General features: G+C 70.2%; 12 protein-coding genes. 5 read left to right on the top strand and 7 right to left on the bottom strand.

What is annotated here, in order from left to right; genetic code table 11:
- Positions 1-9 precede the first annotated feature (9 nt).
- The 6 genes from fabF to ACFY6S_RS01125 all read right to left on the bottom strand — a co-directional run bounded on the left by fabF (position 10) and on the right by ACFY6S_RS01125 (position 9,905).
- Entirely contained in the window at positions 10-1,287 is a 1,278-nt protein-coding gene (fabF, locus tag ACFY6S_RS01150) for a beta-ketoacyl-ACP synthase II (RefSeq protein ID WP_388830176.1), read from the bottom strand.
- Complete coding sequence (locus ACFY6S_RS01145) at positions 1,284-2,987, bottom strand: thiamine pyrophosphate-binding protein (protein WP_388830173.1); 1,704 nt, start codon at positions 2,985-2,987, stop codon at positions 1,284-1,286. Before ACFY6S_RS01145 ends, fabF begins: the two co-directional genes overlap by 4 nt.
- Entirely contained in the window at positions 2,984-5,584 is a 2,601-nt protein-coding gene (locus ACFY6S_RS01140) for an aldehyde dehydrogenase family protein (protein WP_388830170.1), read from the bottom strand. The genes ACFY6S_RS01145 and ACFY6S_RS01140 overlap by 4 nt, the downstream gene beginning before the upstream one ends.
- A gap of 603 nt (positions 5,585-6,187) precedes the next feature.
- On the bottom strand, positions 6,188-7,150 hold the full coding sequence (locus tag ACFY6S_RS01135; RefSeq protein ID WP_388830167.1) for a sulfotransferase domain-containing protein: 963 nt from the start codon (positions 7,148-7,150) through the stop codon (positions 6,188-6,190).
- A 365-nt stretch (positions 7,151-7,515) separates the two neighbouring features.
- Positions 7,516-8,538 (bottom strand): Gfo/Idh/MocA family protein, encoded by a 1,023-nt coding sequence (locus ACFY6S_RS01130; protein WP_388830164.1) that lies wholly within the window; start codon positions 8,536-8,538, stop codon positions 7,516-7,518.
- Positions 8,532-9,905 (bottom strand): NDP-hexose 2,3-dehydratase family protein, encoded by a 1,374-nt coding sequence (locus ACFY6S_RS01125; RefSeq protein ID WP_388830161.1) that lies wholly within the window; start codon positions 9,903-9,905, stop codon positions 8,532-8,534. The genes ACFY6S_RS01130 and ACFY6S_RS01125 overlap by 7 nt, the downstream gene beginning before the upstream one ends.
- Positions 9,906-10,201: 296 nt before the next feature.
- On the opposite strand from ACFY6S_RS01125, the gene ACFY6S_RS01120 reads away from it, so the two are divergent.
- The 5 genes from ACFY6S_RS01120 (at position 10,202) to ACFY6S_RS01100 (ending at position 14,144) form a co-directional block, all read left to right on the top strand.
- Positions 10,202-10,408 carry an MbtH family protein gene (locus ACFY6S_RS01120; RefSeq protein WP_388830158.1) on the top strand — a complete coding sequence of 69 codons (207 nt, stop codon included), beginning with the start codon at positions 10,202-10,204 and terminating at the stop codon, positions 10,406-10,408.
- A gap of 143 nt (positions 10,409-10,551) precedes the next feature.
- On the top strand, positions 10,552-11,337 hold the full coding sequence (locus ACFY6S_RS01115) for a thioesterase II family protein (RefSeq protein ID WP_388830155.1): 786 nt from the start codon (positions 10,552-10,554) through the stop codon (positions 11,335-11,337).
- 13 nt (positions 11,338-11,350) lie between these two features.
- On the top strand, positions 11,351-12,604 hold the full coding sequence (locus ACFY6S_RS01110) for an activator-dependent family glycosyltransferase (protein ID WP_388830152.1): 1,254 nt from the start codon (positions 11,351-11,353) through the stop codon (positions 12,602-12,604).
- Positions 12,601-13,221: a dTDP-4-dehydrorhamnose 3,5-epimerase family protein gene (locus ACFY6S_RS01105; protein WP_388830149.1), complete on the top strand. Its 621-nt coding sequence runs from the start codon at positions 12,601-12,603 to the stop codon at positions 13,219-13,221. The genes ACFY6S_RS01110 and ACFY6S_RS01105 overlap by 4 nt, the downstream gene beginning before the upstream one ends.
- A complete protein-coding gene (locus tag ACFY6S_RS01100; protein WP_388830146.1) occupies positions 13,218-14,144 on the top strand; it encodes an NAD-dependent epimerase/dehydratase family protein in 927 nt (308 codons plus the stop codon). The genes ACFY6S_RS01105 and ACFY6S_RS01100 overlap by 4 nt, the downstream gene beginning before the upstream one ends.
- A 25-nt stretch (positions 14,145-14,169) precedes the next feature.
- Here the strand turns inward: ACFY6S_RS01100 and ACFY6S_RS01095 are convergent, their stop codons facing one another.
- Entirely contained in the window at positions 14,170-15,057 is an 888-nt protein-coding gene (locus ACFY6S_RS01095) for a 2OG-Fe dioxygenase family protein (RefSeq protein WP_388830143.1), read from the bottom strand.
- Positions 15,058-15,327 lie beyond the last annotated feature (270 nt).

Here is a 15,327-nt window from a genome sequence, read left to right as displayed (position 1 = left end):
GCCGGGACCTCATACCGCTCGGACCACGAGGGCGGCATTGTGGCCGCCGAAACCGAAGGAGTTGCTGAGAGCGGTCCGCATACGCTCGTGGTGTTGCGTCCGGTGCGGCACGAAGTTGATGTCCGGGTCGATCGGCTCGTCGCAGTTGATCGTCGGCGGGACATCTCCCGTGCGGAGGGCCAGGATCGAAGCCACCAGCTCGACCACTCCGGCGGCACCGATCATGTGCCCGGTCATCGACTTGGTGGAGCTGACCGGGATCCGGGTGACGTGATCACCCAGCACCTTGCGCAGGACAGCCGTCTCGGTGGCGTCGTTCAGCTGTGTTCCGGTGCCGTGCGCGTTGACGTAGTCCACGTCCGCCCCGGTGATCCCCGCGTCGCGCAGCGCCGCCTCGACGGCAAGGCACGCGCCCCGTCCCTCCGGATGCGGGGCGGTCCAGTGATGCGCGTCCGAACTCGCTCCGTAGCCCACGAGTTCGGCCAGGGCCGTCGCCCCGCGCGCGCCGGCCACCTCGGCGGCCTCCAACACCACCACGGCGGCTCCCTCACTCATCACGAAGCCGTCGCGATGCTTGTCGAACGGCCGGCACGCCGCGGTCGGGTCGTCGTTGCGCCTGGACAGGGCGCGGGCATTGCCGCTGCCCGCGAGGTCCACGGCGGTCACGCAGGCGTCGGCGCCGCCGACCAGGACGATGTCGGCCTCCCCCCAGCCGATCATGCGCATCCCCGCGCCCACCGCGTCGGCGCCGCTGGCGCACGCTGTGCTCTGGGCACGGCTGGGCCCCTGCGTGCCCAGACGCATGCTGATCTCGCCGGCGGCGCTGTCCATGGCGGTCGTGACCTGGGTGAATGGGCTGATGGCCCGAGGCCCCTTGTCGCGCAGCCGGTTCGCGGCGCGGTAGATCGACCCCACCGGGCCGTAGCCGCTGCCGATGATCACGGCGACCCGCGGCGCCAGGCGGTCGTCCACGACGAGTCCGGCGTGCTCGCACGCCTCCAGCGCCGCGGCGAGGGCGTACTGCGCGTAGGGGTCGGCGCGACGACTGACCGTCGGAGGCATGTAGCGGCCGGGTGCGAAGCCGCGGATCTGGCCGCCGATCCGGACTTCGAGACCGGTCACGTCGATCGCGTCCACGCTGTCGATGCCACTGCGCCCGGCCAGCATCGCCGTCCATGTCTCCTCGACACTGTGGCCCAGCGGCGTCACCGCCCCGTACCCGGTGACCATCACCCGGCGCCGGGCCCGGCCGCGCCCGGCGTCACCCGGCTCTCTCGTGTCTTTCACTGGGGAACCACCTCGGCGTCGCGGAGGGCCGGGAGGATGTCGTCGGGGGCGACCGGCACCATGAGCACCGCTGTGCCTCCCTGTGAGCAGAACCGTCGCGCGGCCACCATCTCCTTGGTCAGCGCGGCCTTGTCGCTCAGCACCCGACAGTGGATGTCCGGCCCGTCCACCGCGGGCGGCGGCGCGCCCGGGCGGACGAAGGGGTGGCGTTCCGCGTCGAGGCCGAGGCGGGCGCGCTGGGCGTCCAGCCAGCCGTAGCCGCCGTTGCACAGCACCACGTAGAGAACACCGCCGTGGGCCGGAGCGGTGACGGCGATGTCCGCGCGGGCCGCGAGGAACGCTCCGTCCCCGATGAACGCGGTGACCTCGTGGTCCGGGGCGGCCCGCTTGACCCCGATGGCCGCGGCCGCCCCGAAGCCCAAGGGGGTCTGCTCCGACGGCACGACGGACCCGCCACCGGCGTGGAAGGGGAAGCCGTAGGACCACATGTCCTGCAACCCGTTCTCCTGGACCAGCACGTGGCGCTCACCGGCGGTGGCGTCGAGCGCGGCGAGCAGCTCGGCGACGCGAATGCCCGGCTGCGCCGCCGCGCGGACCAACTCCGCTTCCACTTGGAGCGACACGGCCCTGCGGGCGGCGGCGGTCCTGTCCGCCCACACCCCGGTCGCGTCCGCGTCCGCGCGCGCGGCCTCGCGGTCCGCGTCCAGCGCCCGCGACCAGCCGAGCACGGCGTGCCGGGCGTCCCCGAGCACGCGCGGCCCCGCGAACTCCGCCGACAGCCCGCCCGGATCGATGTTGACCTGCACCACCGCGACCGGGGGCCACGGCGTCCCGCCTTCGGTGACCGTCTCCTCGAGGCGCCCGGCGAGCGACACCACCAGGTCACAGGATGACCACAGCTCACGGAAGGGGGCCGCGGCGTAGAGGCCCGCCAGCCCGCAGAACAGCGGGTGGCGTTCGTCGACGGCACCGCGGCCGGACGCGGTGGTGAAGAGGGGAGCGCCGAGGCGTTCGGCGAACCGCTCGATCGCACCGTCGTCGTTGCGGTGCCGCATTCCGCCGCCCACCAGCACCACCGGACGCCGGCTCGCGCGGATGGCCGCCAGGGCCGGCCCCGGCGTTACGGGACCGGACTCGAGGGACAGTGGTTCGGGCAGCGTCGGCGCCGGTCCGGTGACGAGGATCTCCGCCGTGCGCACGTCGTCGGGTACCTCCAGATACACCGGTCCGGACGGCGGCCCGACCGCCCGGGTCAGCGCTGTCACCGTCGCGGGGACGACCCGGTCCGGATGCCCCACCCGGTGCGCCCACCGCACGAGGGGCGCTGTCACCGCGACCTGGTCGAGTTCCTGGAATCCACCACTGCCCCGGCTGCGTTCGGGCCCGCCGGCGGCGAGCACGAGGACCGGTGCGCCGGACTCCCGCGCCTCCAGCAGACCCGTGGCCGCGTGCGTGACCGCCGGGCCTTTGCCCAGTGCGCAGACGGCGAGCCTGCCCGACTGCAGCGCGTAGCCGGTCGCCATGTACATCGCGTTGCGCTGGTCCCGGCACGGTACGAGATCCAGGCCGGCGGCGTCGAGGGCACGGAGCAGCTCCAGATCGTCGCCGGGCAGTCCGAAGCAGGTGTCCACCTCGTTCGCCACCAGCACGTCGACGATCGCGGACCACGCGTCGGCGTATCGTTTCCCTACCCGGGTCATTTCCCACCCTCCATGACCGGCGCGGCCATCGGGAGATTCCGCGCCGCGGCCTGCGACATGAGCAGGGGTTCGGCGTGCCGCTCGCCGCCGTAGGAGATGTAGTTCGCCCTCATCCCGAGTCCGCCGAACGGGCGGTTGGCGTCCTCGGCGTCGAGCAGCGTGTGGTTGACGCAGGTCTGGTGCCGCTTGGCCAGGACTCTGACCGTCTCCGGATCGTTCCCGTAGACCATCGCGCCCAGCGCGCGTTCGCTGAAGTAGGCGTTCGACAGCCGTTCGCGCAACAGCCTCGCGCTGGGGTAGGCCACGACGTTGAACACCGGAGCGAACATCTCGTCGAGGGGGATCTTGTCGTCGAAGCCCCACAGCAGCACGGTCGGCTCGATCCTGCGGGACGGCAGATCGATGCGCCCGCCGTGCCGGATGCGATGCGCGTGACGCACCAGGTAGTCCGAGCAGTTCACCAGCGCCGAGTCGTAGACGATCGGGCCGTAGTCCACGGCGGGGTCGCTGTTCTGCCCGAAGCGCAGCGACGCCAGTCTGGCGGACAGCAGGCCGACGAATTCCTCGGTGCGGCCCTTCGGCGCGAACACGACGTCGGGACCGAAACAGTCCTGGCCCGAGTTGTAGAGCCGGATGGTCGTGACGTCGTGTGCGGCGCGCGTCAGGTCGGCGTCCGGTGCGATCACGAAGGGGTTGATGCCGTGACCGAAGAAGAGGAAGAGCTGGTCCTCCGCCAGCCCTTCGCGGACGCTCTCGGCATTGGAGTAGTTGCCGGTGAAGACGATGAGGTCCGCCTCGCGTACCGGTCCTGTCACGAACTTGCGCTGGCTCAGTTCGAAAAGCTTGATCGGTAAGCCGTGAACCGGCGCCAGCAGGGCGTGCAGGCGCTGCGTCTGGCTCTTGATCTCGGAGGACGGCCGAAAGGTTACTTCCTCGCTGTAGAGGGACGCCACGAGCGTGTAGAGCGCGTAGGAGTAGAGCGGGATGTTGGAGGGCATGAAGACCGCGGTCCGAGGCACGGAGCCGGGCCGGACACGGCGGATCTCCTCCTCCGCTCCGTCGAGGGCGGCGAGGAACGACCGGATCTCCGTGACGGCGGTGCGGTGGGGCGAGATCTCGGTGAGGATCCTCAGCACCGAGTCCTCGTTGTCGCCCACGAACCGGCGCACCGCGCGCAGCGCGTCGACACGGTCGGAGAAGGGAATGCGGTAGTCGGTCGCACTGACGGTTGAGTCGGACGGGGATACGTCGGTGATCGTGGGGTGCGACGCGGACAGCGAGGTCATGGCGATCTTCTCCAGAACGGACAGGTCGGGTTTTCCCGTGTTCGTGAGAGGCAACGCGGGCAGCACGACGATGTGGTCCGGCTGCTCGTAGCGGGCGAGCACAGGGCGCAGCAGCCGTTTCCAGTGCGCGGGTTCGTGATCGTCCGGGTCCGCGATCACGAACACCAGACGACAGCCCAGACGTTCGTCGGGGACGGCGACGACCTCCGTCTGTGCGCCGGCCGACTCGGCCCGCTCGGCCAGGTGGTCGGGGTAGAGCGTGTGGCCGTCACGGTGCACGGCGTGCTTGCGGCCGATCGGGTAGACGCGGCCGGCGTCGTCGAGGAGGCCGATGTCGCCGGTGCGGTGGACGGGACCCGGAACCGGAACGATCTCGCCGTCGTCGCCCAGGCGACCGGTCATCAGGCCGTCACTGCGCACGACGAGTTCGCCGATCCGGCCGTGGGGGACCGGCCTGCCGAGGTCGTCGTGGACTTCGACGACCACGCCGGGCAGCGGGGTGCCGCACCCGACCGGATCGTCAGGGGGCGCCAGCGCGATGTTTCCCACTTCGGTCGCTCCGTAGCCGTCGAGCAGGTGCCGCCCGGTGCGGGCGTGGAACCGGGCCGCCAGGCTGCGCCCCAGCGGCGCGCCGCCCACGCACCAGGCCCGTACCGTCCGCAGTGTGTCGGCGAGAGCGGGACGACGGTCGAGGAGGTTGAGCAGGCTGCTGTAGGTCGACGGGGCCCCGTCCACGATGGAGAGGCCGTGCTCAGCGCCGACCGTCAGCGCGCGGTCCAGGCGCGTGGTCGGCCCGTAGACCACGAGTGTGCCTCCGCCCAGCCACCAGCAGAGGACCAGCGACAGACCGTATTGGTGGGAGTACGGCAGGACGGGCAGGAAGACATCGTCGGGCCGGTATCCCATCCGTTCCGCGCTGAGTGCGAGGTTGTCCAGGATCGAACGACCGGAGCGGACAACGCCGTGGGGGCTGCCTGTCGTACCCGAGGACCACGAGATCGCGGCGTCCCGGCGCCGTGCCCAGGGCGCGACATCGGGCATGGCGGCCGTGTCCGCGGCGGGCCGCGGCGCCACGGTGCCGCCGCCCGTACCGTCGCTGATTTCGAGCGTCACGCGTGCCTGGGCGCGGATCCGCGCTCGCTGTGACGGGGTGGCTCGATGATCGGCCAGGACCACCGAGGCGTCGAGGTGAATGAGCGCGAGCAAGTCGACGACCCATTCCGGGGAATTGGCCCCGCTCATCATCACCCGCGAACCGGGTTTGATTCCACGGCCGGCCAGAAGCTCGGTGGCCCCGAATATGCGGGCCACGATTTCTTCCGTCTCCCAGATGCGCCCCTCGGGCGAGATCAAGCTCCTGAATCCGAGCAACTCGTGCTCCTTAATACCAGGGGATGTGTTCGAATTCCTGGACGTGCAGGTTCGTAGATCCGAAATCCCCCGATAATGTCTGCTTCTGTTCAGCGAGAAGCAGCTCACGTCACAATCCCATACTCGCAGACCGGTGTCGAGGGCTCAGCGACACTCCGTGACGGGTGAGGTTATTGAGTTCTCAATGGCCGAAGGAAATATGTGACCGACAGTCGGTTCCCGTTTAATTAAATAAAGACAAGCGCGCTAAATCGTTTATGCGAATGAGGGATTTATGTCTAATTAATTACAGATAAAAATACTCGGCTATGTCTTCGGTCCGTGCGTGTCCCGGTCGTCGGCGGAGTGCGAGGCGTCCGCCGCGGTGCGGGGCGGACCTGGTCGCGCCGCGTCAGGCGCGGCCCGAGGCGATGATCCGGCGGGTCGCCCGGCCTGAGCCGCTCCCGGACGAGGTGGCGCCCGACATGGTCGAACCGCCCCTGACGCGGCCTGCCGGAGCTTCCGGCAGGCCGCGTCAGGGGCGGTTCGGGAACGGGAAGGTCTTCACGCCCTGGCGGCGGCTCCCTCACTGCTGACGGGCGGGTCGCGGTGCAGCCAGTCCAGGAACGGCTTCGGAGCGAGCTCGCCGACCCGCTTCCGGTAGGCATCGAGATCGTCCTCGGTCAGAAAGCTCCGACTGTCACCCGATCGCCCGCCGCGGAAGAACTTCCCGGGATCCCTGAGTATGTCGGTGTCGGGCGCCAGTCGCTCCGCGCGACTCTTCATCTCGTCGAAGGTCGCGGCCTTCACCAGATCGGGCCAGACCGACTCGTTCACCGTGATGCCCAGCCACTCGGCCAGTGCCGCCATCTGGCCGGCCAGGTCGGCGCTCAGGTCGACGTAATGCAGGACCTTCACGTTCGGCTGCGTCCGCTGCCGGTTCCACGCGTCATAGAGGTGATGGACCGTCTGGTGCAGGCTCTCGGGAACCGCTATTCCCTGGTCGTCGGTCGGCTGGGGCAGACACCAGTACTGCAGCCATTCGCGCATCGACGGGAGCGCCGGGGGAGCCTGTCCGGACGGTGCGTCCGGGCCGTCCTGGGCGGCGGACACCCGCTCGACATCGATATTGGCGGTCTGGTGGTAGACGGACAAGGCCCGGTCGAGCGGGTGCCTGGCGACCACGAGATAGCTGACGCGCGGATCGAGCGGCAGACCGTCGAGCGGAGTGTGCGTCTTGATGACACGGCGGTGTTTCTGCGCCGAGAGACGCGCGTACACCTCCTCCTGCGAACGCAGTCGGTCCAGCCATACGGGCTGGTCCAGCCACGGTGACAGGACTTCCAGCGGCTGCGGGAGGTCGGGCGTCTGGAAGATGAGCAACGCGCACATCATCTGTGCCCACGTCGTACCCGATTTGGGTGGGGTGCTGACGACGATATCGCCCTCGCGCAGCGGGAAATCGTCCCAGCGGACACTGTTGTGCTCCGGCGACAGGTATCGGCGCTCTGCTTCTGCCATGGTCATCCCCCGGCCACGTCGAGGACGCCGCTCAGCGCTGATTCGGTGTGAGGGGCCGGACCGTGAGCGGTATTCCGCCGTGTGCGTCGGCCGACGAGCGGCCGGAGCATGGTGCGGGGAACGGACTTCGGGGCCGGTTCGGGGTGGTGCTCCATCGGGACAGCGCCCTGGACGTGCATGGCAGCACTCCTTGTGGATGCGTACAGAGGTGGCGTAGGGACGTGACGGATACGGTTCCAAGCTTTCGTTGTCGCGGTGGAGAGACATCCGCGATGACCGTCGTTACGGCCGGGCCGGTCGGGGTACGAGGAGTTCACGCGAAGAGGCGCAGGCACCTCGCCCCGCGCCCGGCCGATCGTGTACCGGCTTCCTCACGGGCGGTCGTCGACCGTGACGCGCACCGCCTGCCCGCGCACTTCGTCCACGCACTCCATCAGCGCGATCGCGTCCCGCCGCCGGTCGGCCTCGGCACTTCCGTCGCCCACTTCGCCCCCGCGCACCGCCGCCACGAAGTCCTGGAGACAGAGCCGCAGTTGATCCGACGCCGGCAGCGTGAACCGCTCCTCGTGGTCCTGTTCCTCCAGTACCAGAACCGGCTGGTGAGCCGCGGGCGGGGTGAACGCGCGGGGCACCGACAGCCGGCCCCGGTCTCCCCACAGTGTGTACGACGACACGTACGCGTGCTCGAAGCCGAACGTCACCTGGGCCAGTACTCCCGAGGACGCGACCAGCAGCGCCTGCCCCGACAGATCGAGCCCGTCCGAGGCACGGGTGCGCAGCGTCGCCGCCGCCACCCGCGCCCCTGGCCCCAGGAGCAGCGCCGCTGCGCGCAACGGATAGACGCCCACGTCCAGCAGCGCCCCGCCCCCGAGGCCGGGTGCGTACCGGATGTCGTCGGCGGGCAGCGGCGGCACGCAGAAGGACGCCTGGAAGGTGCTCGGTGTGCCGATGCGTCCGCGCCGCACCAGGTCGGCGGCGAACGCGTGCTGCGGGTGGTGCGGGAACATGAAGTTCTCCCGCAGCACGAGACCGCGCTCGCCCGCGAGGGAGCACAACCGGCGCGCCTCGTCGGCGTTCACCCCGAGCGGCTTCTCGACCAGGACGTGCTTGCCCGCGCGCAGCGCGCGGTCCGCCCACCCGTGGTGCAGCGCCGTCGGCGTGGAGATGTACACCGCCTCCACGTCCGGGCGATCGAGCAGCACCGCGTAGTCCGTCTCCGCTGCGCAGCCGAACTGCCGGGCGAAACGGCCGGCCTTGTCAGCGGACCTGCCCGCGACCGCGACGAGATCCAGCTCCGGCATGCTCACCGCGGTGGGCAGCACGCGCCTGCGGGCGATGGACGACGTGGCGAGCGCCCCCAGCCGCACCGGCCGGACCCCGGCCGGGCTCACCACGCCCGCAACGCCGCAACCAGGGTCCTGGCCTGCACGTTCACATGGTGGTTGTAGCGGAGCAGCTCGTCCAACTGGCATGGTGTCACCCAACGGAAATCGTCCGGTACGGCGGGGAAGTCGCTCTCCACCTCGATGATCAGGTAACGGCTCTGGGCGTGCCGGAACCGACCGCCCTCCTCCGACAGGACCACGTCGTAGCCGGCGCCGCCGGCCCGGGCCAGTGCCTCGGCGAGATAGGGCGGCTGGTCGGCCGCGGGCAGATGGGCGTAGTTCTCGGGCACACACTGCACCGTGGGCCCCAGCTCGACCACATTGAGGAAGCCCGGCTCCGCCCGCGCCCGCAGCAACGCGTGCGGCACGCCGTCCACGCGGCGGACGAACAGCGCCGCGACGCCCGTGCCGTACGGTTCGAGCAACGGCTGTGACCAGGCGGGCACCTCACGCCGGTGCGAGAAGACATCGACCGCCACCACCTTGAAGTACAGCGCGCGCTCGTGGGCCACCTCGTCCGCGGTGCGGTGCCAGCCCACGGTCTCGGCGAGGCCGGTCGGCACCACCTCGACCTCGTGCTCGGCCCGCCGCCGCGTGATCCAGCTACGGATCTCCCGATCCGCGTGGAGCGCCCGCCGCGGGTCGTCCTGCCGCCAGTCCGGAAGGCAGGACAGGACGGTCCGCGCGTCCATGTTGACCAGATTGTCCTGCCGCAGCAGTGCGTTGACCTGACCCAGCGTCAGCCAGGCGAAGTCCTCACCCGCCTCGGCCTCGGGGCCGACCTCCACGATCATGTTGCGGTTGCGTTTGTGCAGGAACCACGAGCCCTGTTCCGACTGGAGGACGTCCGCGACGACGGCACCGGGTTCCGAGTGGCGGAAGAGTTTCAGATAGGGGACGGCGGAACCGCCATGCACCCGCGAGTAGTTGCTCTTGGTCGCCTGCACTGTCGGCGAGAGTTGCACGCCGTTGACGTTCCCCGGCTCGGGCTTCGCCTGCATGAGCAGATGCGGCACACCGTCGAAGTCCCGCAGCGCGATGCCGAGGACGCCGATCTCCGGCTGCCGGATGATCGGCTGCGACCACGCGGACACCGGACCGAAGTCCGACCGCACCCGGAGCCCGTGCACCGAGAAGAACCGTCCGCTCTCATGCCGCAGATCGCCCGTCCGTTCGTCGAAGCCCCAGCCGCGCAACGCGGCGAACGGCACCCGCTCCACCCGCTGCGCGTGTTCGCGACGCCGCCTGTCGAGCCACCCCAGCACATCGAGGTTGCTCATCACCCCGCCGTCGACCGCGGCGGCGGAGGCGGCGAGTCTCGACACACTGAGGGGCGCCGCGACGCGGCACGGCAACGTCAGTCCTGTCGCGGTCATCAACTCCGCCTTTGCTCGTTCCGGGAAACGCGGCCGCCGAGAGCACGGCGATCCGCGGGCCTGCACGGTGCGCGGGGTCGGCGATGCGCCGCCACCCGGCGTGTGGGTACAGAGGGTGGACTGCGGTGTCTGCCGCGCAGCAAGACTGGCACACGAGGGTGTGCTTGGCACCGGTGGACGGCGCGACCGGATCCGTAACTGTGGCTCTCGCGGATCGCCGCTCCTGTCGCGGCACGTGAGGATGGCGGCGTTCAGGTGGTCACCCACGTAGGACGGCATGAGAGGGAGAGACCGGCGTGAATCCTTTCGACGACCCCGGCGCCGAGTTCCTGGTGCTGGTCAACGACGAGGGACAGCATTCGCTGTGGCCCGTCTTCGCGGATGTGCCCGGCGGCTGGGATGTCGCCCACGACAAGGACACCCGTGAGGCGTGCCTGGCCTACATCGAGGAGAACTGGACGGACATGCGGCCCAAGAGCCTGATCGAGGCGATGGGCGGCTGAGCCGTCCCCGGCGCCCGTTACGGAACGAGAGGGGACGGATTCGCCGGACGCGAGCAGGCGGACGGGCGAGGAGAGCCAAGGACCGCGTCGGCCCGCTCGCCGACGAGGGGACGGGAACACCGGAGAAAGGACCAACGAGAACCATGGCGTCGCCCGCCACCGAGGAGAACAGGTGGTTCCGCAGGTTCCGTCCGAGGCCGGAGGCCGAGATCAGCCTGGTGTGTCTGCCGCACGCCGGGGGAACCGCGGGTTTCTACTTCCCGCTCACCGAACTGCTCCCTCCGACCGTGGAGGCCCTGGTCGTCCAGTACCCGGGCCGGCAGGACCGGCTGCGTGAGCCGTGCGTCGAGAGCATCCCCGAGATGGCCCGAGCCGTCTTCGACGTGCTCAAGCCGCTCGCCGCGCGGCGTCCCGTCGCACTGTTCGGTCACAGCATGGGCGCCAGCGTCGGGTTCGAACTGGCCCTGCTGCTCGAACGAGAGCCGGCGACAACCCCCCGGGCGTTCTTCGCGTCCGCCAGATCCGCGTCCTCGGTCCGGCGCCACCGGGACATCCACCGTCTCGACGACGCGGGGATCGTCGCCGAGCTGCACCTGCTCAGCGGCACCGACGCGCGGATCCTCGACGAACGCGAACTGCTGCAACTGGTCCTGCCGTCGATCCGCAGCGACTACAAGGCGTTCGAGACCTACACGGCGCAGCCGGGCGCGGCACTGCGGTGCGACATCGTCGCGCTCACCGGGGAAGCCGACGACCACGTCCCGGTCGAGGAGGCGGCGGGCTGGCGGGAGCGCACCACGGGCGGCTTCGATCTGCGGGTCTTCCCCGGGGGCCACTTCTACATCGCCGACCACGGGCCGGCGGTGGCCGCGGCGATCACGGACACCCTGTGCGCGGCGCCCGCCCGCGGCGGACGAACCAACGGCTGAGGAGAACCCGACGATGCGTGTACTTTTCGTGACGCTCTCCGACAGGTCGCATCTGCTGTCCATGGTGCCGCTCGCCTGGTCCCTGGCCGTCGCCGGCCACGATGTCCAGGTCGCCAGCAGCCCGGCGCTGGTGGACGCCATCAAAGGCGTGGGGCTGACCGCGGTCTCCGTCGGCGAGGACCACAACTTCCACGAGATGCTGGCGCGCAACCGCGGCTCCCTGGAGAACCCGCTGTCCGACTGGTCCACCCCCACCCTCGAAACGCACTCCTGGGAGCTGGCGCTGGCGAAGCTCAGGGCCAGTGTCATGTTCTCCCACCAGGTCTACAACGACCCCATGATCCCCGACCTGGTGTCCTACGCCCGCCGCTGGCGACCCGACCTGGTCGTCTGGGAACCCCTCACCTACGCGGGACCGGTGGCGGCGCGCGTCGTCGGCGCCGCCCACGCCCGGCTGCTGTGGTGCTTCGACAACCACGCCGCGATGCGCGACGTCTTCCTCCGACGCCGGGCCGAACGCCCCAGGGAGCGCCGGGAAGACCCGATGGCCGACTGGCTCGGCAGACACCTCGGCCGCTACGGCTGCTCGTTCGACGAAGAGGTGGTGGTCGGCCAGTGGACCATCGACCAGGTACCCACCAGCCTCCAGTTCCCGCCGACGGCGGAGCGGATGCCGCTGCGCTACCTCCCCTACAACGGCCCCTCCCACATCCCGGACTGGCTGCACGAGCCACCCGAGCGCCCGCGCGTCGTCCTGACCCCCGGCCTCTCCACGCATGCCGTGGTCGGCGACACCCTCCTGCCGATCCCCGACATGATCGACACGATGGGCGACATGGACATCGACGTGGTGGTCACACTGCCGCCCGCCGAAGCCGCGAAGCTCGCCAAGGTCCCCCGCAACACCCGTGTCGTCGACTTCGTCCCCCTGCATGCCCTGCTTCCCACCGCCTCAGCCGTCATCCACTACGGCGGCTTCGGCTCCTGGAGCACGGCGCTCGTCAACGCCGTACCCCAGTTCATCCCCACCATCCGCTACGCCGACTGGTGGAACAGGGCGACAAGCCTGGCCGGGGCCGGCGCGGGAATCGCCGTGCACGCCTCCGAGCTGACGGCCGATGTCCTGCGCGACGGCGTACGACGGCTGCTCAGTGACCCGTCCTTCGCGAGCGGAGCCGAGCGCCTGCGCCAGGAGAACCTCACCGCGCCCACCCCGCACGATCTGGTGCCCGTACTGGAGAACCTCACCGAGGAGCGTCGCCGATGAAGGTCCGAGAGCTGGCAGTGCCCGGCGCCTACGAGTTCGTACCCGACGTGCACCGCGACCACCGCGGCGCGTTCGTCGCCCAGTACACCGAATCCGCCTTCTCGCAAGCCGTGGGGTACCCGCTGCGGCTGGGCCAGGTCCACCACAGCTTCTCCCGGCGCGGCGTCGTCCGGGGCGTGCACTACGAGGACGTGGGGCCCGGCCAGGCCAAACTGGTGACCTGCCCGGCCGGGGAGCTGCTCGACGTGGTGGTCGACCTGCGGGTGGGTTCCCCCACGTTCGGCCGCTGGGACAGCACCCGGCTGAACCCCGACTCCTGCCGCGCGGTGTACCTGGAGGAGGGACTCGGGCACGCGTTCGTCGCCCTGCGGGACGACACGGTGGCCGCCTATGTGACATCGGTGGAGTACGACCCGGCCACCGAGCACGAGATCGACGCCTTCGACCCGGCCCTCGGGCTGCCCTGGCCCGAAGGCATGGAGTACCTGGTCTCCCCACGGGACCGGGGTGCGCCGACGCTGGCCGAGGCCCGTCGGGCCGGCAGGCTGCCGTCGTACGAGGCGTGCCGGGCGCTGCACGCGGACACGCACGTGGAGAGGGGTGACCGGGCGCGATGAGTGAGGTGACCGACGCGCACGCGAGCGCGGCCGTCGTCCTCGGCGGCACCGGATTCATGGGCCGGAACATCTGCGCGGCGCTGGCCGCCCGCGGATACGACGTCCTGGCCGTGGCCAGGAAACCCGCCGAGCCGACCCCCGGGGCCCGCTTCCTCGCGCTCGACGTGACATCCGCGACGGTCGGGGACATCGCCGAGGCCGTGGGCCCGGCCGGTCTCGTCGTCAACGCGGCGGGCGACATCGCGGCGGACGACGAGGACCGGATGACGGCCGAGCACGTCCTGCTCGTCGACCGGCTGGTACGAGCCGTCTCGACGCTCCGCCGACGCCCGAGGCTGCTCCAGCTCGGCACCGTGCACGAGTACGGTCCCGTCCCGGCGGGCACCGCCATCGCGGAGGACCACCCGACCGCCCCCGGCAGCGTCTACGCGCGCACCAAGCTGGCCGGCAGCCGCGTCGTCCTCGATGCCACGGAGGCGGGACGCGTGGACGGCTGCGTGCTCCGTCTCACCAACGGCTGCGGACCCGGCGCCCCGCTCCACGGCTTCCTCGGCCGACTCGCCGCCCAGCTGCGGGCCACCGGCGAGGACACGCCCCTCGATCTGACGGTCGTCGACGACCAGCGCGACTTCGTCGACGTACGTGACATCGCCGAGGCCGTGGTGCTGGCGGCCGGCGTGCGGACGGCCCCGCCCCTGATCAACATCGGTTCGGGGACCGCCACCAGCATGCGGGAACTCGCCGGAATCCTCGTCTCCGTATCGGGCGTGCCCCCGCACCTGGTGCGGAAGGGGCAGGCCCCGGTGCACAGCAAGGGCGGCGCGTGGACCCGGGCCGACATCCGGCTCGCGCGCAGGGCGCTCGGCTGGTCCCCGAAGGTGCCGCTGAAGCGGTCCCTCCACGACCTGTGGGCCGCGTCGTGACCCTCTCGGCCGGACGCCACACGCCCTAGGCGGACGGCGCGCTGTCGAGTCGGAGCAGGTCGGCCGTCATGGGGAGCTCCCGGTGCGGTTCGAGCGAGTCGAAGGAGTGCGAGTGGTGTCCCTCGGCCACCGGCTTGCGGGTCAGGAAGGCCAGCAGGTCCCGGGTGGCCCGCTTCGACCGGTCCGCGGCGTACAGGGTCGACACGCTGTGCTTGCTCTCGTGGTCGACGATCAGGCACGTGTCGAGGAAGTCACGATGCTGCGCCTCGGCGCGGACGAGGTCGGCGTTCGTGTCGTGCCATCGGGTGCCGTTCACCTCGCGCATGTCGTGCAGGAAGGTGACGGCGCTGTCGTCCGTCATGTTCTCGCTGCCCAGATAGGTCGTCATGGTGTGGTCGACGCCGTCGCTGTGCACCCCTTCGAGCGCCGGCTCGCCGATCAGGTCACCGTCGGTGGTGGTCCTCACGTTGAGCAGGGTGCACATCCACTGGTCGCTGTCGTAGTCCAGCTTCGGCCGGTGGGTGACCGTCACACCGTCGAAGACCATGAACTTGAAGACGAAGAGTGCCTGGAGGGCGGTGTTGAGCTGGAGGTCGTTCTGAATCTCGTCGAAGACGCGTACCCGGCCGGAATCGTGCCGTACGAAGTCGTCCTCCGTGGACAGCATGAACGGCTGGAATTCCAGCCGCCGTACCCGCATGGACCGTGGGTCGAAGCCGAAACGGCCGGTCCTGGTCTTTCGGAACGGAAGGGTCGGGTCGCTCGTCAGCCCCTCGCTGACGGTGGCGAGGTTCTCCAGGTCATCGTCCGTGGCGCCCAATTCCCTGACGATCCCGGTGAGCTGGGCGCCGGGGACGAAAACGAAACGGTCCCGGATATAGGTCGAGCGTATCTCTGCGATTTCGGAAGCCACGGCGTCGTAATTCGGCATACCCCTTGTTCCCTCCATGGTGATACAGCGGATTCCATTGGCTGAGGCCGACGGCCGGTCGGGTGTGATGCGCGAAGTCCGCGTGAGGTACCGGGCCCGGTAAGCCGCTCGGTGAAGGGGAGTTCACCGGAGGACGGGACCGGTCGGCCGGTGCCGGAAGACGCGGCATGTGCTGACATCACACTTATCATCCGACGGCCGGTCGGGCAATGGACCGCGAAATCCGTCGCCGGGGCGGACGGTCCGCGGCGG

Source organism: Streptomyces sp. NPDC012835, assembly GCF_042900885.1.
Lineage (GTDB): Bacteria > Actinomycetota > Actinomycetes > Streptomycetales > Streptomycetaceae > Streptomyces.
Note: the sequence above shows the minus strand (reverse complement) of the source record. Positions and strands in the feature narration are given on the sequence as shown.

Coding starts and splice junctions, on each gene's coding strand:
- ACFY6S_RS01145 (WP_388830173.1), bottom strand. CDS start 2,987: ATGACCCGGGTAGGGAAACGATACGCCGACGCGTGGTCCGCGATCGTC.
- ACFY6S_RS01135 (WP_388830167.1), bottom strand. CDS start 7,150: ATGACCATGGCAGAAGCAGAGCGCCGATACCTGTCGCCGGAGCACAAC.
- ACFY6S_RS01115 (WP_388830155.1), top strand. CDS start 10,552: ATGGCGTCGCCCGCCACCGAGGAGAACAGGTGGTTCCGCAGGTTCCGT.
- ACFY6S_RS01125 (WP_388830161.1), bottom strand. CDS start 9,905: ATGACCGCGACAGGACTGACGTTGCCGTGCCGCGTCGCGGCGCCCCTC.
- ACFY6S_RS01100 (WP_388830146.1), top strand. CDS start 13,218: ATGAGTGAGGTGACCGACGCGCACGCGAGCGCGGCCGTCGTCCTCGGC.
- ACFY6S_RS01105 (WP_388830149.1), top strand. CDS start 12,601: ATGAAGGTCCGAGAGCTGGCAGTGCCCGGCGCCTACGAGTTCGTACCC.
- ACFY6S_RS01110 (WP_388830152.1), top strand. CDS start 11,351: ATGCGTGTACTTTTCGTGACGCTCTCCGACAGGTCGCATCTGCTGTCC.